This is a genomic window from Streptomyces sp. 1114.5 (assembly GCF_003635085.1).
Classification (GTDB): Bacteria; Actinomycetota; Actinomycetes; order Streptomycetales; family Streptomycetaceae; genus Kitasatospora.
Map to the genome: position 1 here is coordinate 1,573,658 of NZ_RBXE01000001.1, position 20,634 is coordinate 1,594,291.

The window sequence follows — 20,634 nt, forward strand, 5'->3', positions numbered from 1 at the left end:
CGGATGGCAACGACGGATGGTGACGGAGGTCGATGGCGTGATGCAGGATCAGATCGCGTTCTGTTGGGCGCTGGCGCTCTGCCTGGTGGCCGTCGCCGGGTGGCGTGCGGTGCAGGAGCGGCTGCCGGGAGGATGGCGCTCCAGACTGGTGCTCGCGGGCGGTGGGCCGCCTCTGCGGGGGCCCGGCCCCGGCCCCGAGCCGGAGCCGGAGTCGGTGAGGTGGGGCCGGCGGCGGGGCCGGCTGCCGGAGGCCTTGGTGCCCGAACTGCTACTCCTGCCGGTGGGGTTGGTGGCCGGGCAGGCCACCACCTCGCCGGTGCCGGTACTGGCTGCGGCGCTGGCCGTCCCGCCGCTGCGCAGGTGGCGGCTGCGGCGGCGCAGGGCCGCGGAGGCCGGGCGGCGGGCTGCCGCTGTCGTGGAGCTCTGCGCCGGGCTGGCCGGGGAGTTGCGCAGCGGGGCGACGCCGGAGCAGGCGCTGCACCTGGTCACGGCGAGGCTGGCCGCCGACCGGGACGGGCTGCGCAGGCTCGGTGAGGAGCCGGTGGCACGGCTCGCGGCGGGCCGCTACGGCGGGGACGTGTCGGCCGCGTTCCACCTGCTGGCCGAACTGCCGGGCGGGAGCGGGGCGGCAGCCATCGCGGCCTGCTGGCGGGTCGCCGCCGACAGCGGGGCGGGGCTCGCCGCCGCGCTGGACCGGGTCGCCGAGGCGCTGCGCGGGGAGCGGGCCTTGGCGGAGGAGATCGCCGGCGAGCTGGCCGGGCCGCGGGCGACGATCGCCGTCCTCGCCGCGCTGCCGGCCGCCGGGCTGCTCCTCGGCGCCGCGCTCGGGGCCCGCCCGCTGGACGTCCTGCTGCACACGCCCGTCGGGCTGGGCTGCCTCGCGGCTGGGGCTGCCCTGGAGGGGCTGGGAGTGCTCTGGACGGCGCGCATCGTGCGGTCGGCCGCCCGGGGTGCGCTGGAGGATCCTCGGGCCCGTCTTCAAGCCCCCACCGGCGGGGCGGCGTCGGGGCATGCGCGGCGCGGCGTTGTCCCCGCGCGCCGTCGGGCGCGCGACGGCGCGGTGGCCCCGCTGCGGGCCGCGGAGGCGGGCTGTGGGCTCTCGCGGGTGCGGCTGCGGGCCAGGGTGCTCGCGGCGAGGGCGGTGGCACGGTGATGCAGGGGCTCCTCGGGGTGGCGGCCGTGGTTCCGGTCCTGGCGGCCGTGGCGGTGCGGGTGTCGGAGCTGGCGCGCGGCCGGGCGAGGCGACGGCGGGCGTTCGCCGGGGCCCGTGGGCGAGCGGAGCAGCAGAAGCGGGTGGGGCCTGTGTCGCCGGGCGTCGGCCGTCGGCGGCAGGCGGCCCTGGCCGCCGGCGCCGGGCTCGCGACGGCCCTGCTGGTCGGTGGCGGCACCGGGTTGGTCGTCGGGGCGATGGTGGCTGTGGGGGCCCATCGCCGGCTGGCGAGGGCGCAGACACCACAGGACCGTCGGGCGGCCCGGGAGGAGGAGCTGCTCGTCAGGCAACTCCCGCTGAGTGCCGAGCTGTTGGCGGCCTGCCTCGGGTCGGCGGCGCTGCCCTCCGAGGCGGTGTCGGAGGTGGGCCGCAGTGTGGACGCGCCGATGGGGCCCCGGCTGGTGGCGATCGGGGCCGAACTGGCGCTCGGCGCACCGCCGGAGCTCTGCTGGACCCGGCTGGGCGAGCGACATCCGGCGCTCGCACCACTGGGGCGCTGCCTGATTCGGACGAGCGTCGGCGGAGCCCCCGCCGCCGGGCTGCTGATCGGGCTGGCCCAGGAGCAGCGCGCGGCGGCCGCCCGCGCGGCCCACGCCAGGGTCCGCAGAGCCGCCGTACTCGCCACCGCGCCGCTGGGGCTCTGCTTCCTCCCGGCCTTCGTACTGATCGGCGTGGTGCCGGTCGTGGTCGGCCTCACCAGCGGCTTCGCGCGGGCGATGTGACCGGGCGCCGAGGCGCCGGGATGCAAGACACGGACATCGAGACACGGACATCGAGACGATCGAGAGACAGGAGAGATCCATGACCGCAGTGATCGCGATCAGGCCCGGTGCCGGGCGCCCGCTCCGGCGGCTGCTGGGGGCGTGGCGGCGGAGGAGCCGCTGGGCGGCCCTCCGGTTGAGCGGGCTGGCCCGGGGCCGGGGCCGGTCGGACGCCGGGATGACCACGGCCGAGTACGCCATCGGGACCTTGGGCGCGTGCGCCCTCGCGGCCGTGCTCTACAAGGTGGTGACCAGCGACGCCATCACGGGAGCGCTGACCGAGACGCTCCAACGGGCACTCCATGCCATGTGATCGGGCGGTGCGTGGGGTCGGCCGGGCGTCGCCGTGGCGGCCTGGCCGGCGGGGCGACGGGGGCTTCGTCACCGCGGAGACGGCGGTGGTCCTGCCGGCACTCGTGCTGCTCGCGGGGATGCTGATCTGGGGCGTGCTCGCGGCGGCCGCGCAGATCCGCTGCGTGGACGCGGCCCGGATCGGGGCCAGGGCCGCCGCCCGCGGGGAGGCGGACGCCGCCGAACTCGCCCGCGCGGCGGCCCCGGCGGGCGCCCGGGTCCGGGTGGTGCCGGCGGCCGACACCGTGCGGGTGGACGTGGACGCGCCCTGCGCGGGGCCGGGAAGGGTCGGCCGGCTGCTGACGGTGCGGGTCGGCGCAGGGGCCGTGGCGGCCCGGGAGGACGTGCTGGTGGGAGTCACGGAAGGAGGCGGTGGCGGATGGCCGACCTGACCGGGCCGAGGACGGCCGCGCAGTGGGTGGCCCGGGCCTGTGCGGTCCGTACGGCCCGTGCGCGGGCGGCCGCGGCGGGCGGTCGGGGGCCGGACACCGGCTCGGCGACGGTCTGGCTGCTCGCCCTGGCGGTGCTGGGCACGGCGGTGTTCGCCGGGACGATCGCGGTCGGCTCGGTGGTCGCGGCCCGGCACCGGGCCGAGTCGGCGGCCGACCTCGCGGCGCTGGCTGCGGCGGACCGGCTGCTGCTGGACGAGGACGGCGGCTGCGCCCGGGCTGCCGGGATCGCCGCCGCCCAGGGCGCGAGCCTGGTGTCCTGCGCGGTGGACCAGTCGGCGGACGCCGTCGAAGTGGTGGCCGAGGTGAGGGTCGGCGGGCTCCCGGCGCGGCTGTCGGTCGGCCCGGCGCGGGCGAGGGCCCGGGCCGGACCGGTCCGGGCTCCGGTCACCGCCGCCGAGGACGGCCTCGGCGGGGCTCCGAGCAGTGCCCCGAGCGGCGCCCCGAGCAGTGCGGCGGCGGCCTCATGAATCGCGTGGCACGTCGCCGGTCTGCGCTCCGCCGGCCGGGGGCTCGGCCGCCCCGGCCTCCTCCACCGAGGCGCCGGGCGCCCCGGCCAGCAGGACGTCGAGGATCCGGACGGCGGCCGCCTTGTCCAGCGGGTCGTTTCCGTTGCCGCACTTGGGCGATTGGACGCAGGACGGGCAGCCGCGCTCGCACTCGCAGGAGGCGATCGCCGAGCGGGTGGCCGTCAGCCACTCGACCGCCCGCTGGAAGCCGCGTTCGGCGAAGCCGGCCCCGCCCGGGTGGCCGTCGTAGACGAACACGGTCGGCAGCCCGGTGTCCGGGTGCAGCGGGACGGAGACACCGCCGATGTCCCACCGGTCGCAGGTGGCGAACAGCGGCAGCAGGCCGATCGAGGCGTGCTCGGCGGCGTGTGCGGCGCCGGGGAGCTGGTCGAGCGGGATGTCCGCGTCGAACAGTTGGTCCTCGGTGACGGTCCACCAGACCGCACGGGTGCGCAGCGTCCGGGGCGGCAGGTCCAGCTTGGTCTCGCCCATGATCTCCCCGGTGGAGATCCGCTTCCGGAGGTAGCCGACCACCTGGTTGACCACCTCCACCGAACCGAAGCTGAGCCGGCCCTCGCCCCATTCCACGGTGGTGTCGGTGCCGAGGACGGAGACGGAGGTGATGTCGCGGGCGGCCGTGGTGTACGGCGGGTCGGCCGGTTCCACCAGGGCGACGGAGTTCTCCAGGTCGAGCTCCCGGACCAGGTAGGTGCGGCCCTGGTGGAGGTGGACGGCCCCGGTGTGGACAGCGGTGTGCGAGGCGGCGGCGTCCACCGTGCCGAGCAGTCGACCGGTGTCGGCCTCGACGATCTGCACCGGGCTGCCGCCGCTGCCGCGCAGGTCCACAGCGTCGGCCGCGCGCTCCCGGCGGGTCCAGTACCAGGATCCGTCGCTGCGCCGGCGCAGCAGGCCGCGCCGTTCCAGGACGGGCAGCAGCGGTGCGGCGGAGGGCCCGAACAGGTCCAGGTCGGCGTCGGTGAGCGGGAGTTCGGCGGCGGCCGCGCACAGGTGCGGGGCGAGCACGTGCGGGTTGTCGGGGTCGAGCACGGTGGCCTCGACGGGCGCCGCGAACAGCGCTTCCGGGTGGTGCACCAGATAGGTGTCCAGCGGGTCGTCCCGGGCGATCAGGACGGCCAGCGCGCCCTGGGCCTCGCGGCCCGCCCGGCCCGCCTGTTGCCAGAGCGAGGCCCGGGTGCCGGGGTAGCCGGCCATCAGGACGGCGTCGAGGCCGGAGATGTCGACGCCGAGTTCGAGAGCGGAGGTGGAGGCGAGGCCGAGCAGTCGGCCGGTGTGCAGGGCGCGTTCCAGGGCCCGGCGTTCGTCGGCCAGGTAGCCGCCGCGGTAGGCGGCCACCCGGTCGGCGAGCGGCCGGGGGAGCTGGTCCTGGGTCTGCAGGGCGACGAGTTCGGCTGCCCGCCGGGAGCGGACGAACACCACGGTGCGGGTCTCCCGCTCGACGAGGTCGGTGAGCAGGTGGGCCGCCTCGGCGGTGGCGGTGCGGCGGACGGGTGCGCCGTGCTCGCCGACGTTCTCGGTCAGCGGGGGCTCCCAGAGGCCGAAGACCATCGGCCCGCGCGGCGAGGCGTCCTCGGTGACGGCCACGGCGGGCAGGCCGGTGAGACGCCGGGCGGTGGCGGCCGGGTCGGCGGTGGTGGCGGAGGCCAGCAGGAAGGCGGGTGACGAACCGTAACGGGCGCAGATGCGGCGCAGTCGGCGCAGCACCTGGGCGACGTGCGAGCCGAACACGCCCCGGTAGCTGTGGCACTCGTCGACGACCACGTAGCGCAGTGCCTTGAGGAAGGAGGCCCAGCGGGCATGGCCGGGCAGGATGCCCCGGTGCAGCATGTCCGGGTTGGTGAGCACGTAGGAGGCGTACTGGCGGACCCACTCGCGCTCCTCGGGCGGGGTGTCGCCGTCGTACAGGGCGGCCCGGACCCTCGGCGGGGCGAGTTCGGCGGCCCGGCGGCGCTGGTCGGCGGCGAGCGCCTTGGTCGGTGCCAGGTAGAGCGCGGTGGCGCCGCGGCCGTTGCGGGCCTCGGTGCCGTCCAGCAGGTCGCTGAGCACCGGGGCCAGGTAACCCAGCGACTTGCCCGAGGCGGTGCCTGTGGCGATCACCACAGTCTGACCGCTTTTGGCCAGGTTCATCGCTTCCGCCTGGTGCGCCCAGGGCTGCTCCACCCCGACGGCGAGCGCCGAGGCCACGATCTCCGGGCGGATCGACTCGGGCCACGGCGCATAACGCGCAGGTCGGGCGGGAAGGTGCTCCGTATGGGTGAGCCGGTCGGACCGCCCCCGGCCGGTGGCCAGGGTCGTGAGCAGTGCCTCGGGCGGGCTGTGTCGGGGCGGCATGAGGACCCAGTGTGTCACCGGCGTGACGGAGAATCGTCGTAAGCCATCGTGCGGGCATGGTCGCAGGTGGTTGAATGTGGCCGTGACGGCCGTACGGCCGTGGGTCGCAGCGCTGAGGCTCGCCACGCGTGGCTGGGCGCGCCCGGGCTCGCGACCATGCGGTGGCGGCCGTCCGGCCGAGGATCGCACATGACGTAGCAAGGCAAGGTGCTGGAGGTTCCGTGGACCTGTCCCTGTCGACCCGTTCAGTCGGCGATCGCACGGTCGTCGAGGTTGGCGGCGAGATCGATGTGTACACCGCCCCGAAGCTGCGGGAGCAGCTGGTCGAGCTCGTCAACGACGGCAAGTACCACCTCGTCGTCGACATGGAAGGCGTCGACTTCCTCGACTCGACCGGCCTGGGTGTGCTGGTGGGCGGTCTGAAGCGGGTGCGCGCCCACGAGGGCTCGCTGCGCCTCGTCTGCAACCAGGAGCGCATCCTGAAGATCTTCCGCATCACCGGACTGACCAAGGTCTTCCCGATCCACACCTCGGTGGACGACGCGGTCAACGCGACCGACTGACGCGGCCGGGCCGGCCCTCGTGGCCGGCCCGCCCGTTCTTCGCGTCCGGGCCGGCCGGGCCCGCGCGGCCCGGTGGGTCCCGGCCGCCTCTGGGCCGGTCCCGTCCGGCCCGCATGGGCCGAACCTCCGGCCCCGGTCGGAGCACCCCGAGGGGGAGAGATGGCAACCGTCGAACTTCGATTCAGCGCGCTTCCCGAGCACGTGCGGACGGCCCGGTTGGTCGCCGCGGCCGTCGCCAGACGGGCCGGGGTCGACGAGTCGGTGCTCGACGAGGTACGGCTCGCGGTCGGTGAGGCGTGCTCCCGAGCGGTCGGCCTGCACCAGCGTGGCGGCATCGGCGGCACGGTGAGGGTCGCGCTGACCGACCAGGAGAAGCGTTTCTTCATCGAGGTCGAGGACGAGGCCGGCCCCGCCACCGTCCCGTCCTCCGGGGCCGCCGAGGGCGGCGACCCGGACGAGGACACCCTGGGCCTCGCCGTGATCACCGGTCTGGTCGAGGACCTGGAGGTCACCAACGGCACGGACGGTGGCGTGATCCGGATGAGCTGGCCGGTTTCGGTCGCCTCCGTGGCGGTCTGAGCGTTCGCTTCCACGCGCGGCCCGGTTCTTCGGGGTTCCGGGGACCGGGTTTCGGCGCGCCCACGGCGTCCAGCCCTTGGGCGCGCGTTGACACCAGGCGGACCCCGGCGGTTCCCTGCTTCCGGCACGACCGGGTCCGATCGCTGATCGGACCTCGTCGCGGAAGAGGAAGTCCATGCGGATACGCATCCTGTGGCCGGCCGGGCAGGCGACCGCCACGCTGGCGGCCACCCCCACCACTGAAGCGCTCTGGGCCGAGCTGCCGATCGACTCGTCGGCGAGCACCTGGGGCGAGGAGGTCTACTTCGGTACGCCCCTGAGTGTGCCGCGCGAGGACGGTGCCCGACAGGTCGTGGAGCCCGGCACGGTCGCCTTCTGGACCGACGGGGACAGCCTCGCGCTGCCGTACGGGCCGACCCCGGTCTCGCGGGCCGGTGAGTGCCGGCTGGCCAGCCCCTGCAACGTCCTCGGCGCCCTGGACGGGGACGCCGGGGTGCTGCGCACCGTACGGCCGGGCGACCCGATCCGGGTCGAGCGGGCCTGAGCCGCGGCCGGGGGCGGGCGGCCGGTCGAAGGGGCCGGTCGAAGGGCCGGACGGAGATGCCGGGTGGAGATGCCCGGCGGAGATCACCGGCGGGAACCGGGAACCGGGGAGCGGACATCGGCCGTGTAGGTTCGACGACCGAAGACGACCGAAACCGAAAGGCTTCTCCCGGTGAACAAGCGACTGTTGGCCGTACCCGCCCTCGGCGTGCTGCTCGCGTTCGGCGCCGTCGGCTGTGGCGGCGACGACAACAGCAAGCAGCTGGAGTCCTGGGCGTCGAACGTCTGCGGCTCGGCCAAGGACCCGATCGCCCAGGCGCAGGCCGCGCTCGCCGACACCGGCCAGGTGAAGACCGGTGAGGCCCCGGCCGACCTGCAGAAGCGGCTGTCCGCGGACATCGGCCGGCTGGCCAAGACCAACCAGGACATCGCGGCCGCCATCGACTCGGCCGGCGCCCCCAAGGTCCAGGACGGTGCGGCGCTGCAGAAGGACACCGTCGACGAGCTGAAGAAGGCGGCCGACGGGTACCAGGAGGTCCAGAAGAAGCTGGACGCGCTGCCCAACAACGACCAGGCGAAGTTCGCCGACGGGCTGCGCAGCGTCGCCGACCAGGTGCAGCAGCTGGCCTCGCTCTCCACCCAGGCGCAGGCCAAGCTGCAGCGCGGCGACCTCGGCGCCGCGATGGCCAAGCAGGGGGGCTGCAAGCCTTCCGCGACCTCTGCTCCGGCCTCCGCCTCGACGGGCGGGGCGAGCGGTACCCCGGCGCCTGCAGGGGCGACCCCGCCCCCGACCCCGGCCCCCGGCGCGACCGACACGGCGGGTGCTCCCGGCAGCACTCCCGCGCCCGGGGCTCCCGCCGCCACCACCCCGGCTGCCCCCACCACCCCGGCTGCCCCCACCACCCCTGCCCCCACCACCCCTGCCCCCAGCGCGAGCTGACCGCAGGGAACGGACAGCCGGTGCCGCTCGCAGGGGCGGCGCCGGCTGCTGCGTGTCGCAGCCCGTGCGGCCGGTGCAAGACCGGGAGCAGACCGGGTGCGGCAGGGGCGCGGGGAGGTGCGCCGGGGGCGTGTGGGGCCGGGCGGGCTTCCGCTGGGGACGGCGAGGGCGGGGCGGCCGACGGGTGGGCCGCGGGGGACAATGGCGGGGTGATCAGTAGCCCCGTTCTCGACCCGACCCGCCTCGCCAAACTGCGCGAGGCGCTGCTCGCCGCCTCGTTCACCGCCGACGGGTGCCTCGACCTGCTCGGGCCCGCCGGCTACTCGGCCCTGGCCCGCAGCGAGGCGGTCCCGGCGCTGCGTGCGACCCGCGGCGGCAGTCCGCTGGAGACGCTGGTGCGGCTGTTCCTGCTCCAGCAGCCGGTGCCGTACCAGGCGGCCGCCGCCGCGCTGCCGGTGGAGGACTGCCTGGCGGACGGCTGGCTGCGCCCGGACGGGGACCTGGTGCGCGCCACCGTCGACGTCCGGCCGTACGCCAACGAGGTTGCCGGGCTGCCGAGTTCGGATGCCTGGGTGGTCTCCGACCTGGGCTGCGCGGTGGGTGGCGCGGGCGGTATCGGCTCCGGTGAGACCGCGCACGGGGTGGCCCGCAAGGACCTGGTGCTGGGCGTCGGCGGTGCCTCCACCACGCTCGCCAACATCACCGTGCGCCGCCCCGTCCGGTCCGCGCTGGACCTCGGCTCGGGCTCCGGTGTGCAGGCGCTGCACGCGGCCCGGCACTCCGGCACCGTCACCGCCACCGACCTGAACCCGCGCGCCCTGCGCTTCACCGAGCTGACCCTGGCGCTGTCCGGGTTCGACAACACCGAGATGTCCGCCGGGAGCCTCTTCGAGCCGGTCGGGGAGCGGAAGTTCGACCTGATCGTCTCCAACCCGCCGTTCGTCATCTCGCCCGGTGGCCGGTTCACCTACCGCGACGGCGGCATGGCCGGCGACGACCTGTGCCGCAGCCTGGTCCGCTCGGCCGCCGACCACCTGGAGCCCGGCGGCTACTGCCAGCTGCTCGCCAACTGGCAGCACGTCAAGGGCGAGGACTGGCACGAGCGGCTGGCAGGCTGGGTCGCGGGGACCGGGCTGGACGCCTGGGTCGTCCAGCGCGAGGTCCAGGACGTGGCCCAGTACGCCGAGTTGTGGCTGCGCGACGGCGGCGACCACCGCGGTCCGGGCGGTGACTACCAGGCCCGGTACGGCGAGTGGCTGGACGCCTTCGAGGCGGGCCGGGTCGAGGGCATCGGCATGGGGTGGATCACCCTGCGGGCGAGCGGCGCCGAGCGCCCGACCGTCCGGGTCGAGGAGTGGCCGCACCCGGTGGAGCAGCCGCTCGGCCCGCACATCGAGGCCTGGTTCGACCGGCAGGACTTCCTCCGCTCGCACGACGACGCCGCCCTGCTCGCGGCCCGCTACGTGCTGGCCGACGAGGTGGTCCAGGAGCAGGTCGGCGCGCCGGGGGCGGAGGACCCGGAGCACGTGATCCTGCGTCACAACCGCGGCATGCGGCGGGCCACCAAGGTGGACACGGTGGGCGCGGGCTTCGTCGGGGTCTGCGACGGGACGCTGTCGGCGGGCGAGATCGTGGACGCCATCGCGCAGCTGCTCGGCGAGGACCGGGTGGTGCTGCGGGACCGGGTGCCGGAGTCGCTGCGGCTGCTGACCGAGCAGGGGTTCATCGACCCGGTCCGCTGAGGCCGGGGCGGCCAGGCCGGTCCGCTGAGGCCGGCCCGGTTCACCCTCCCGTGCCCCCTGGTTCGTCCGGTGGCCGCCGGGCGGCTTCCCCCCGTTGGCCGTCCACTGTGAGGCTCTGTCCACAGGCTGTGGACAGAGCTGGGGAGCCGGGGGCCAGGGGTGGACACGACGACGGCGACGGTGGGCGGGCTGGTGCTCGCCCTCTTCGGTGGCGTACTGCTGCTCTGGTGCGCCGCCGAAGTGCGCCTTCGCCATCGGGTGCGCCGCCGGGGCGTCGCGGCGGTGGCCACGGTGGTCGCCGAGGACGACGTGCACGGCCGACTGGACAGTGCACCGCTGCTCTCCTTCTCCGTGCCGCCCTCGGTCGGCGGCTCCGGCGGGTCCGGCAGCTCCGGCGGGTGCCGGATCGCGGGGCTCGTGCGCACCCGGCCGCGCGGGCACACCCCGCTGCGCCGCCCGGACCGCTTCGCCCCCGGATCCTCGGTGCGGATCTGCTACGACCCGGAGCGTCCGAGTCGCGTGGTGCTGGCGGCCGGGGAGGTCGGCCGGGCGGCCGCCACCGATCTGCTGTGGAGCGCGCTGGGGGTGGCGTTCCTGGCGGCGGGCGCCGTGCTGCTGGCCGCGGTCGGCGGCTGAGCGTACGGGCTCCCGGCGTTCCGGGCTCTCGGAGTCCAGGGATCTCGGCGTCCCGGGCTCCCGATCGTTCCCGGCCGCCCTGGAGGCCCCGCGGCCCCGGGCGTCGATTTTGCGTTGACAGATCTTGAAATCCGTCATTCCATCCTCCGGAACCTGCCGAAGGCCGCCCTCCACGGGGCGGGAACCTCCGTCATCGGGTTACCGTTCGAGTGGCGTCGGTGAGCCCGGCACGTGGAAACGCAGGATCCGTCCGTTTGACAAGGGTGGCCGGGGTACGGTCACACTCCGCTGTGTGGGGGTGTCGTGAAGCGGCGGCCCCCGGACGGTGGGAGGGGTCGGGCGGAGCGCAGCCCGTGCTCCCGGCGTCGGCCAGCCACATAAGGACCGGGAGAGAAGAGCGAAGGTGTCCCCGAGCAGCGAGACCGCGCACGGACAGCGACTCGTCATTGTCGAGTCGCCGGCCAAGGCGAAGACGATCAAGGGCTACCTGGGCCCCGGCTACATCGTCGAGGCGAGCGTCGGGCACATCCGCGACCTCCCCAGCACCGCGGCCGAGGTGCCGGACAAGTACACCGGCGAGGTGCGCCGCCTCGGGGTGGACGTCGACCACGACTTCGCGCCCATCTACGTGGTCAACGCGGACAAGAAGTCCCAGGTCAGCAAGTTGAAGTCGCTGCTCGCGGAGTCCGACGAGCTCTTCCTCGCCACCGATGAGGACCGCGAGGGCGAGGCCATCGCCTGGCACCTGCAGCAGGTGCTCAAGCCCAAGGTGCCGGTGCACCGGATGGTGTTCCACGAGATCACCAAGACGGCGATCCAGGAGGCCGTGGCCAACCCGCGCGAGCTCAACCAGCGCCTGGTCGACGCCCAGGAGACCCGCCGCATCCTCGACCGCCTCTACGGCTTCGAGGTCTCGCCGGTGCTGTGGAAGAAGGTCATGCCGAAGCTGTCGGCGGGCCGCGTGCAGTCCGTCGCGACCCGCCTGGTGGTCGAGCGGGAGCGCGAGCGGATGGCCTTCCGCACCGCCTCGTACTGGGACCTGGTCGGCACCTTCGGCACCGGCCGCACCCCCGCGGACGCGGCCAACCCGGAGACCTTCGGCGCCCGCCTCGCCAGCGTCGACGGCAAGCGGATCGCCAGCGGCCGCGACTTCGGCTCGAACGGGCAGCTGAAGGCCGGCAGCGTCAACACCCTGCACCTGGACGAGCAGGCCGCCCGGCAGCTGGCCGCCGCCCTGGCGCAGACCGCGTTCAGCGTCCGCAGCGTCGAGTCCAAGCCCTACCGCCGCTCGCCGTACGCGCCGTTCCGCACCACCACGCTGCAGCAGGAGGCCAGCCGCAAGCTGGGCTTCGGCGCCAAGCGGACCATGCAGGTGGCCCAGAAGCTGTACGAGAACGGCTTCATCACCTATATGCGCACCGACTCCACCACGCTGTCGGACACCGCGATCTCCGCCGCCCGCGCGCAGGTCACCCAGCTGTACGGCGCCGACTACCTGCCGGACGCCCCGCGCACCTACGCCAGCAAGGTCAAGAACGCGCAGGAGGCGCACGAGGCCGTCCGCCCCTCCGGCGACCGCTTCCGCACCCCCGCCGAGACCGGCCTGAGCGGCGACGACTTCAAGCTGTACGAGCTGATCTGGATGCGCACCGTCGCCTCCCAGATGAAGGACGCGGTCGGCCAGTCCGTCACCGTCCGGGTCGGCGGCACCTCCGCGGACGGCCGGGACGTCGAGTTCTCCGCCTCCGGCAAGATCATCACCTTCCACGGCTTCCTCAAGGCCTACGTGGAGGGCGCGGACGACCCGAACGCCGAGCTCGACGACCGCGAGCGCCGGCTGCCGCAGGTCGCCCAGGGCGACCCGCTGGGCGCCGAGCGGATCACCCCGGAGGGCCACGCCACCAAGCCGCCGGCCCGCTACACCGAGGCCTCGCTGGTCAAGGAGCTGGAGGACCGGGAGATCGGCCGCCCCTCCACCTACGCGTCGATCATCGACACGATCATCCAGCGCCGGTACGTGTTCAAGAAGGGGACGGCGCTCGTCCCGTCCTTCCTCTCCTTCGCCGTGGTCAACCTGCTGGAGAAGCACTTCGGCCGGCTGGTCGACTACGACTTCACCGCGAAGATGGAGGACGACCTCGACCGGATCGCCGCCGGTGAGGCGCAGTCCGTGCCGTGGCTGAAGCGCTTCTACTTCGGCGAGGGCGAGGGCCACGCCGCGGGCGGCGCCGCCGAGGCCGGCAATGGCGACGGCGACCACCTGGGCGGTCTGAAGGAGCTGGTCACCGACCTCGGCGCGATCGACGCCCGGGAGATCAGCTCGTTCCGGATCAGCGACGACATCACCCTGCGGGTCGGCCGCTACGGCCCGTACGTCGAGCGCGCCTCCACCGTCGAGGGCGAGCCCGGCCAGCGCGCCGACATCCCCGACGAGCTGCCGCCGGACGAGCTGACCGTCGAGCTGGCCGAGGAGCTGCTGGCCAAGCCCAGCGGCGACTTCGAGCTCGGCCCCGACCCGGTCAGCGGCAACATGCTCGTCGCCAAGGACGGCCGCTACGGCCCGTACGTGACCGAGATCCTGCCCGAGGGCACGCCCAAGACCGGCAAGAACGCGGTCAAGGCGCGCACCGCCTCGCTGTTCAAGACGATGTCGCTGGACACCGTCACGCTGGAGGACGCGCTGCGGCTGCTCTCGCTGCCGCGCGTCGTCGGCACCGACGCCGAGGGCGCCGAGATCACCGCGCAGAACGGCCGCTACGGCCCTTACCTCAAGCGCGGCACCGACTCCCGCTCGCTCACCAGCGAGGACCAGCTCTTCACGATCACCCTCGACGAGGCGCTGGCGATCTACGCCCAGCCCAAGCAGCGCGGCCGGGCCGCCGCCGCCCCGCCGCTCAAGGAGCTGGGCAACGACCCGGTCAGCGAGCGCCCGGTGGTGGTCAAGGACGGCCGCTTCGGCCCGTACGTGACCGACGGCGAGACCAACGCCACGCTCCGCAAGGACGACGACGTCGAGACCATCACGCCGGAGCGCGGTTACGAGCTGCTCGCCGAGAAGCGGGCGCGCGGGCCGGTGAAGAAGGCGGCGAAGAAGGCCCCGGCGAAGAAGACGGCGGCCAAGAAGGCGACGGCCACCAAGACCGCGGCCACCAAGACCGCGGCGAAGAAGACGGCCGCCAAGAAGACCACCACCACCAAGACGGCGGCGGCGAAGAAGACGGCGGCCAAGAAGACCGCCGCGAGCAAGACCGCGGCCACCGACGAGGGCTGACCGGAACCGGACCTCCCGACAGCGGCACCGGGCCCGTGCCCCCATCCGGGGGCGCGGGCCCGCGGGTTGTCGGGGGAGGGGGTGGGGGAGGGGTGGGGCCGGAAGGGGAGAAGCGCGGGGATGTGTGCGGGGAACGTCACAACCCGGTGATGAGCGGGATCCGGAAGCCCGTTCGCCACAAGCCGGGCAGGCCCCGACCGCTACGCTGACCGTATGACGAGCGAGGAGCAGCCCACCCCCAGCGCCGCCCCGGCCGCCGGCGCCGCAACGCCCGACCTGCCCGAGGTCGCGCCCGCCGGTACGCCGGTGGACCGGGCGCGGGCACTGCTGCGGACGCGTGGCTACCGGCGGCTGTGGACGACCCAGCTGATCGGCGGTACCGCCGACCGGCTCGGCCTGCTGGTGCTGCTCGCGCTGACCGTGATCGCCGCGGCCGTGGGCGGCCGGTTCGGCGACCTGCCGCGCAGCCTCGCCTTCGCCCTCGCCGCGGTCCTCGCCGTCCGGGTGGCGGCCACCGGCCTGGTCGGCGTCGCGCTGCTCGGCCCGGTGCACCGGTTGGTCGCGGGCAAGCTCGACCGCCGCTGGACGCTCTTCGGCGCCGACGCGCTGCGCGCCCTGCTGATCGGCCTCGCGCCCTGGTGGACCGTCTGGCTGGGCTCCGGCCCGAAGCCTTCCGGCGCCGCCACCTACGTCCTGCTCGCCACCGTCTTCGTCACCGGTGCCGCCGAGCAGGTCTGGGGCATCGCCAAGGCCGCGGCCGTCCCCGGCCTGCTGCCGGCGGCCGATCCGTACGCCCCGGCCGCCGAGCAGCGGCCCGCCGCCGCGAACCTGGAGACCGTCCGGGGCATCGACCGCTTCACCGGCTGGGTCACCGTGCCGCTGGCCGCCGTCGGCCTGGTCGGCTTCACCCTGCTCAACAACATCGGTGCGGCGGCCGGCGCGGACTGGCTCCGCGCCCACCAGCTCACCTTCGCGGCGCTCGGCGCGGCCGGGCTGTTCGCCGCCTCGGCGGCCCGCGACTACCTCCAGCAGCTGCCCGGCGGCCCGGTGACCGTCGCCCCGGTCTCCCCGCTGCAGGGCCTGCGCGCCCCGACCGACGCGGCCCCCGGCCCCGCGCTGGGCAAGGGCCGCACCGGCAGCGCCCCGTACTTCACCTTCGCCGTCGCGGCCGGCTTCGCCTCGATGGCGGGTGTCGCCGCACTGGCGCTGCTCACCGCCGCCGAGCACCGGGCCGGACCGATCGGCTACGGCCTGCTGGTGCTCGCCGCCACCGCGGCGCCCGCCCTCGGCGCCCGGCTCACGCGGGCCACGCTGCCCGCGCTCTCCCGCCGCCGGCTGCTCGCGCTGGCGCTGCTGACCCAGGGCGTCGCACTGATCCTGGCCGGGCTGGTGCTGGACTTCGTCCTGGTCCTGCTGCTCACCGTGCTGGCCGGCCTGGCCGCCGGGATCGTCGTCTCGGCCGGCCGCACCCTGCTCGCCCAGGAGGTCGAGGAGGCCCGGCTGCCGAAGGTCACCGAGCACCTGGTCGCGGTGCTGCGGGCCGTGGTCGCCGCCGCCCTGGTCGTCGTCCCGCTGATCGCCGCCGCCTACGGGGACGTCGAGTACGGCACCGTCGAGCCCGGCTCCTTCACCTTCATCCACGGCGGCGCGGCCCTGGCCGTCGCCACCGCGGGGCTGCTCACGCTCGTCCTCGCCGCCGTCGTGCTGCTGCGCACCGATGACCGGCGCGGCACCGTGCCCTTCGGCCGGGACCTGGTGGACGCGGTGCGCGGCGCCGCCGGACCGGTGCCGCACCGGGGCGCGGGAACCGGTTTCTTCATCGCCCTGGAGGGCGGCGACGGCGCCGGCAAGTCCACCCAGGCCCAGGCGCTCGCCGAGTGGATCCGCGGCAAGGGGCACGAGGTCGTGCTCACCCGCGAGCCCGGCGGCAGCCCGGTCGGCCAGCGGCTGCGCGGCCTCGTCCTGGACGTCGGCAACACCGGCCTGTCGCACCGCGCCGAGGCGCTGATCTACGCCGCCGACCGCGCCGAGCACGTCGAGAACGTCATCCGGCCGGCCCTCGCCCGCGGCGCCGTGGTGATCACCGACCGGTACATGGACTCCTCGATCGCCTACCAGGGCGCCGGGCGCGACCTGGCCGCGACCGAGGTCGCCCGGATCTCCCGCTGGGCCACCGGCGGACTGCTGCCCGACCTGACCGTCGTCCTGGACGTCGACCCGACCAGGGCCCGGGAGCGCTTCACCGAGGCGCTGGACCGGCTGGAGTCCGAGCCCACCGAGTTCCACCAGCGGGTCCGGGCCGGCTTCCTCGCCCTCGCGGCCGCCGACCCGGCGCGCTACCTGGTCGTCGACGGCAGCCAGGCCCCCGGCTTCGTCACCACCGCCATCCGCCACCGGCTCGACCGCGAGCTGCCGCTCTCCGACCAGGAGAAGGCCTCCCGCGCCGAGCAGGAGCGCCTGGCCCGCGAGGCCGCCGAGCGCCGCGCCGCCGAGGAGGCCCGCAAGAAGGCCGAGGCGGAGGCCGCCGAGCGCAAGCGGCAGGAGCTGCTGGAGCAGCTGCGCGCCGAGCAGGCGGAGAAGGAGCGACTGGCCGCGGAGGAGGCCGAGCGGGCCGCCGCCGAGGCCCGGCGCAAGGCCGAGGAAGAGGCGCGCCGCCGGGCGGAGGAGCAGGCCAGGCTCCGCGCCGAGGAGGAGGCACGTCGCCGGGCCGAGGAGGAGGCCAGGCTGGCGGCCGAGGCCGCCGAGCGCCGACGGCTCGCCGCCGAGGCGGCCGCCCAGGCGGAGCTGCAGCGGCAGCGGGAGCTCGCCCGCGAGGAGCAGCGCCGCCGGGCGGAGGAGGCGCTGCAGCGGGCCGAGGAGGCCCGGCTGGCGCAGGCCGCCGCGCTGGCGGCCGCGGCTGCGGCGGCCGAGACGGCGGCGGTGCGGGCCGAGGGTCTGGCGGACGGCCGGGCTGCGGGAGCTCATGGGACTGCGGGGACTGCGGGGGCTCCGGGGGCTGCGGCCGGGGACGCCATGACCACGGAGCTGCGGGCGGTTCGGGAGACCCCGGCCGGCGCGGCGGACGGACTCGGTGACGAGGCGACGCGCGAGCTGTCACTGCGGGACCGGCAGGCGGCCGTCCGGGCGGCGGAGGCCGCGGAGGCTTCGAAGGCGGCCCGGGTTGCTGCGGGTGAGGCGGCCGACGCGACCGCCAAGCTGCCGGTGGTGCCGGCCTCGGCGGTGGACGAGACGGCCGTACTGCCGACGATCCCGGCGGAGGCGGACCGGACTGCCGTGCTGCCGCGGGTCGAGCCGGGTCGGCCCGGAGTCCCGGGCGGGGGCGCCGGGGCGCCGTCGGGCCCGTCGGGCCCGTGGCGGGCGGAGCCGGTGGACAGCACGCGTGAGCTGCCGGTGGTCGGTGGCGAGCCCGGTGCGGACCCGCGGGCGCCGCAGGTGCCGCCGGTGCCGTCGCGGCCGCAGGCGCAGTCCCACGTTCAGCCGCAGGCGGAGTCGGAGCCGGCCGAGGGTCGGGACCAGTCGGCCGGCGAGCGGACTCGGCCGGAGTGGGCCGAGGAGACTCCGATGGACGACCTGCCGAGCCTCACCGACACGCTGCTCGGTTCGCGCGACGAGTGGGAGCGCTGGGATCGCGGCGGCCCGGAGCAGGGCGGCCCGCAGGGCGCGGCCGGCCGGCCCGACGGGTACGACCAGGCCGAGGGCGACGGCAAGCGCGGCGACGGCAAGGGCGGCGACGGCAAGGGCGGCGACGGCAAGGGCGGCGACGGCAAGGGCAAGGGCCGCCGCTGGGGCCGCCGGGGCTGACCGGACACCTGGGCACGGCGCCGTCGGGGCAAGCCCCCGGCGGCGCCGTCGTCGTATCGGCCGACGTCCTGGTTGTCGTACCGGCTGTGGTGAATCGGGCGTCGTGAATCGGGCGTCGTCCCGGTTGGCGTGACCCGGACGGCGCAATGGCTGTCGGAGCGGAGACGTATGCTCGACGGCGGGGAAGAGGCGCCGTCGGCGCTGCCGTACGGAGCTTGGGAGCAGCAGTGGCCGTCTGGGACGACCTGGTGGGCCAGGAGCGGGTGGTCGAGCAGCTGACCGCCGCCGCCCGGGCGGCCGGGGCGACGGTCGAGGCCGGACGCGGGGCCGCCCTGCGCGAGGGCGCGAACGCCTCCCTGATGACGCACGCCTGGCTCTTCACCGGCCCGCCCGGTGCCGGTCAGGTCACCGCCGCGCGCGCCTTCGCGGCTGCCCTCCAGTGCACCAGGCCCGACCTCGCGCTCGGCGGCACGCCCGGCTGCGGCTTCTGCGACGGCTGCCACACCGTGCTGGCCGGCAGCCACGCCGACGTGAAGTACGTGCGGACGGACGGCCTGTCCATCGGCGTCGGCGACATGCGCGACCTGGTGTTGCGCGCCTCCAGCTACCCGACCGGCGGCCGCTGGTCGGTGATCCTGGTCGACGCCGCCCACCGGCTCACCGAGGCCGCCGCGAACGCCCTGCTCAAGGGCGTGGAGGAACCCTCCCCGCGCACCGTCTGGCTGCTCTGCGCCCCCTCCGTCCAGGACGTGCTGCCGACCATCCGTTCGCGCTGCCGCCTGCTGGTGCTGCGCACCCCGGCCGCCGAGGCGGTCGCCGACACGCTGGTCCGCCGCGACGGCGTCGACCCGGAGACCGCCCGGCTGGCGGCGCTCGCGGGGCAGGGCGACATCGAACGTTCGCGCCGGCTCGCCGTCGACGAGCAGGCCCGTACCCGCCGGGCGGAGGTGCTGCGGATCCCGCTGGAGGTCGGCGACATCGGCGGCTGCCTGGCCGCCGCCCAGCGCTTGGTCGACACCGCCAAGGCCGACGCCGAGGCGCTCGCCGAGACGCAGGACGCCAAGGAGACCGACGACCTCAAGGCCGCCTACGGCGCGTCCGAGGGCGGCAAGGCGCCACGCGGCATGGCCGGCGCGGTCAAGGAGCTGGAGAAGCGGCAGAAGAGCCGGGCCACCCGCACCCGCCGGGAGACCCTCGGCGTCGCCCTGCTCGACCTGCTCGGCTTCTACCGGGACGTGCTCGCGATCCAGCTCGGCTCCACCGGCGCGCTCGCCAACGAGGACCAGCGGCAGGCGCTGAACCGGGTCGCCCAGACGGGCCCGGCGGAGGGCACGCTGCGCCGGATCGAGGCGGTGCTGGCCTGCCGGGTGGCGCTGGACCGCAACGTGGACCCGCTGCTCGCGGTCGAGGCGATGACGGTGGCGTTGCGCGCGGGCTAGCGGCCTCTTGCGTTTGTTGCGGGTTGCCGGTCGCCGGTTGCGGGCTTTGCGGCGTCGGGGCCCGGGCCGCTCCTGCGGCGGACGGCCGTACGCCTCCCGGAGCCGGTGCGCTGTCCCACCTTCGAGTGAACGGGCGATACGCGCCGGGCACACCTGCGTGTGACCGTCCGCCCGTTGTGCACGCTGGGGGCCGACTGCGCCCGGTGCCGGGCCGGTCGTCCCCCGTACGCGCCGGTCCGGTCCGGCGCCGGCCCTCCGTCCGTGGTGGTGCGTCGCATGGTCCGTCCGCTCCTCGTCATCCCCCTGTTGGCCGCCGCACTGGGCGGGATCTGGCTGGCCCGCGGCGCCCTCCAACGCTGGCGAGACCTTCGCGTCGCCGAGACCTACGAGCTGGCCGGGGACCGCTGGCCGATGCTGGTGCGGGCGGCCGGGGCGATGGTCTGCGGGGTGTGCGTCACCGCGTTGACGCTGCTCACCGCGCTCGGCGCCTTCGGCGGGCTGGGCCGCGGAGACCAGGAGGCGGACCGGGCGCAGCCCGTCGTGGACGCGGCGGGTGGGGGGACGGGTGCGGGCGCGGGTTCGAGGGAGGCGGCGGGGGCCGGGGTCGCGGCCCGGCAGCAGGCCGCGCCGCCGGTGGCCCCCGAGGCCGCTGCTCCAGGTGCCGCGGCTGCCGCCGCCACCACGGCGCCCGCCGCGGTCAGCCGCTTCGACAGCGTCGGCCACCCGGGCGGCGGCGAACTGCTCCAGTCCGCGGTCCTCGGCCCCGACGGCCGGCCGCGCAACGTCCGGGTCTGGCTGCCGCCGCAGTACGCCAAGGAGCCGAGCGCGCGCTTCCCGGTCGTCGTGATGCACGCGGCCGCGCCGCGCAAGACCGCCGACGCCGAGGTCCCGGACGTCTTCGAGGGCATCGGTTCGGCCCTGCAGTCCGGCAAGACCAGGCCGTTCATCCTGGTCGCCCCCGAGGCGCCGAACGGCACCGCGCACCCCTGCGAGCTGGTCGCCGCCGCCCCGGCCGCCGTCGCCGACGACGCGGCCCTGCGCGCCACCGTCGCGGCCTCCTTCCGGACCCTGCCGCCCGGCCCGGCCTCCTGGGGCACGCTCGGCGTCGAGGGCGGCGCGCCGTGCGCGGCCGCCGCCGGGCTGGCCCGCCCCGACCTCTACGGCGCGGCCGCGGCGGTCTCCGGCCGGTACGACGCCGCCGCGCTCACCCAGACCGGCGCCGAGGCCCCGGCCGGCAGCGCGGCCAAGCTGCTGCTGGCCGCCGCCAAGGCCGACGCCGCCGGGCTGGACGCGGCCCGCAAGCTCCAGGCCTCGCTGAAGGCCGGACCGGGCCCGGCGGCCAAGGCCGACGTGCGGATCTCCGACAACGTGCAGGACTACACGCCCGACCGGGAGCGACTGCGGCTGGTCCGGCAGGCGGCGCAGTTCCTGGCCGAGGCACTGGCCAAGGCGTCCTGAGCGGCCAAGGCGTCCTGAGCGCCGTCCGAGCGG

The 20,634-nt window shown here is 75.7% G+C and carries 16 protein-coding genes; 15 read left to right on the forward strand and 1 reads right to left on the reverse strand.

Annotation, left to right across the window (positions count from 1 at the left end; genetic code table 11):
• Positions 1 to 40 precede the first annotated feature (40 nt).
• The 5 genes from BX285_RS06865 (at position 41) to BX285_RS06885 (ending at position 3,241) form a co-directional block, all read left to right on the forward strand.
• Complete coding sequence (locus BX285_RS06865; protein ID WP_183107017.1) at positions 41 to 1,153, forward strand: type II secretion system F family protein; 1,113 nt, start codon at positions 41 to 43, stop codon at positions 1,151 to 1,153.
• Positions 1,153 to 1,932, forward strand: coding sequence for a type II secretion system F family protein (locus tag BX285_RS06870; RefSeq protein WP_121174702.1), 780 nt, complete (start codon positions 1,153 to 1,155; stop codon positions 1,930 to 1,932). Before BX285_RS06865 ends, BX285_RS06870 begins: the two co-directional genes overlap by 1 nt.
• 79 nt (positions 1,933 to 2,011) lie before the next feature.
• Positions 2,012 to 2,284, forward strand: a complete 273-nt coding sequence (locus tag BX285_RS06875; RefSeq protein WP_121174703.1) for a DUF4244 domain-containing protein — start codon at positions 2,012 to 2,014, stop codon at positions 2,282 to 2,284.
• Positions 2,274 to 2,714, forward strand: coding sequence for a TadE family type IV pilus minor pilin (locus BX285_RS06880; protein ID WP_121174704.1), 441 nt, complete (start codon positions 2,274 to 2,276; stop codon positions 2,712 to 2,714). Before BX285_RS06875 ends, BX285_RS06880 begins: the two co-directional genes overlap by 11 nt.
• Entirely contained in the window at positions 2,702 to 3,241 is a 540-nt protein-coding gene (locus BX285_RS06885; protein WP_121174705.1) for an Rv3654c family TadE-like protein, read from the forward strand. The genes BX285_RS06880 and BX285_RS06885 overlap by 13 nt, the downstream gene beginning before the upstream one ends.
• Here the strand turns inward: BX285_RS06885 and BX285_RS06890 are convergent.
• Positions 3,236 to 5,629, reverse strand: a complete 2,394-nt coding sequence (locus tag BX285_RS06890) for a DEAD/DEAH box helicase (RefSeq protein WP_121174706.1) — start codon at positions 5,627 to 5,629, stop codon at positions 3,236 to 3,238. The genes BX285_RS06885 and BX285_RS06890 overlap by 6 nt on opposite strands.
• 221 nt (positions 5,630 to 5,850) lie before the next feature.
• On the opposite strand from BX285_RS06890, the gene bldG reads away from it, so the two are divergent.
• From bldG to BX285_RS36785, 10 genes are all read left to right on the forward strand, one after another.
• Entirely contained in the window at positions 5,851 to 6,192 is a 342-nt protein-coding gene (gene bldG, locus BX285_RS06895) for an anti-sigma factor antagonist BldG (RefSeq protein ID WP_049659132.1), read from the forward strand.
• 159 nt (positions 6,193 to 6,351) lie between these two features.
• A complete protein-coding gene (locus BX285_RS06900; protein WP_097237165.1) occupies positions 6,352 to 6,771 on the forward strand; it encodes an ATP-binding protein in 420 nt (139 codons plus the stop codon).
• Between the two features lie 175 nt (positions 6,772 to 6,946).
• Entirely contained in the window at positions 6,947 to 7,315 is a 369-nt protein-coding gene (locus tag BX285_RS06905) for a cyclophilin-like fold protein (protein ID WP_097237166.1), read from the forward strand.
• A gap of 171 nt (positions 7,316 to 7,486) precedes the next feature.
• Positions 7,487 to 8,254, forward strand: a complete 768-nt coding sequence (locus BX285_RS06910) for a small secreted protein (protein WP_121174707.1) — start codon at positions 7,487 to 7,489, stop codon at positions 8,252 to 8,254.
• Between the two features lie 209 nt (positions 8,255 to 8,463).
• A complete protein-coding gene (locus BX285_RS06915) occupies positions 8,464 to 9,996 on the forward strand; it encodes a methyltransferase (RefSeq protein WP_097237168.1) in 1,533 nt (510 codons plus the stop codon).
• A gap of 159 nt (positions 9,997 to 10,155) precedes the next feature.
• Complete coding sequence (locus BX285_RS06920) at positions 10,156 to 10,632, forward strand: DUF3592 domain-containing protein (RefSeq protein WP_121174708.1); 477 nt, start codon at positions 10,156 to 10,158, stop codon at positions 10,630 to 10,632.
• Between the two features lie 403 nt (positions 10,633 to 11,035).
• Positions 11,036 to 13,903 (forward strand): type I DNA topoisomerase, encoded by a 2,868-nt coding sequence (gene topA / locus BX285_RS06925; RefSeq protein ID WP_121174709.1) that lies wholly within the window; start codon positions 11,036 to 11,038, stop codon positions 13,901 to 13,903.
• 213 nt (positions 13,904 to 14,116) lie between these two features.
• A complete protein-coding gene (gene tmk / locus BX285_RS06930; protein ID WP_121174710.1) occupies positions 14,117 to 17,704 on the forward strand; it encodes a dTMP kinase in 3,588 nt (1,195 codons plus the stop codon).
• Positions 17,705 to 17,931: 227 nt separating this feature from the next.
• Entirely contained in the window at positions 17,932 to 19,143 is a 1,212-nt protein-coding gene (locus BX285_RS06935; RefSeq protein ID WP_121174711.1) for a DNA polymerase III subunit delta', read from the forward strand.
• Between the two features lie 276 nt (positions 19,144 to 19,419).
• Positions 19,420 to 20,601 carry a hypothetical protein gene (locus BX285_RS36785; protein WP_147465123.1) on the forward strand — a complete coding sequence of 394 codons (1,182 nt, stop codon included), beginning with the start codon at positions 19,420 to 19,422 and terminating at the stop codon, positions 20,599 to 20,601.
• Positions 20,602 to 20,634 lie beyond the last annotated feature (33 nt).

Bases quoted from the DNA above. Each gene is read 5' to 3' on its own strand.
- BX285_RS06870 (WP_121174702.1), top strand. From the start codon at position 1,153: ATGCAGGGGCTCCTCGGGGTGGCGGCCGTGGTTCCGGTCCTGGCGGCC.
- BX285_RS06875 (WP_121174703.1), top strand. From the start codon at position 2,012: ATGACCGCAGTGATCGCGATCAGGCCCGGTGCCGGGCGCCCGCTCCGG.
- BX285_RS06885 (WP_121174705.1), top strand. From the start codon at position 2,702: ATGGCCGACCTGACCGGGCCGAGGACGGCCGCGCAGTGGGTGGCCCGG.
- BX285_RS06880 (WP_121174704.1), top strand. From the start codon at position 2,274: ATGCCATGTGATCGGGCGGTGCGTGGGGTCGGCCGGGCGTCGCCGTGG.
- BX285_RS06890 (WP_121174706.1), bottom strand. From the start codon at position 5,629: ATGCCGCCCCGACACAGCCCGCCCGAGGCACTGCTCACGACCCTGGCC.
- BX285_RS06905 (WP_097237166.1), top strand. From the start codon at position 6,947: ATGCGGATACGCATCCTGTGGCCGGCCGGGCAGGCGACCGCCACGCTG.
- tmk (WP_121174710.1), top strand. From the start codon at position 14,117: ATGACGAGCGAGGAGCAGCCCACCCCCAGCGCCGCCCCGGCCGCCGGC.
- BX285_RS06865 (WP_183107017.1), top strand. From the start codon at position 41: ATGCAGGATCAGATCGCGTTCTGTTGGGCGCTGGCGCTCTGCCTGGTG.
- BX285_RS36785 (WP_147465123.1), top strand. From the start codon at position 19,420: ATGGTCCGTCCGCTCCTCGTCATCCCCCTGTTGGCCGCCGCACTGGGC.
- BX285_RS06900 (WP_097237165.1), top strand. From the start codon at position 6,352: ATGGCAACCGTCGAACTTCGATTCAGCGCGCTTCCCGAGCACGTGCGG.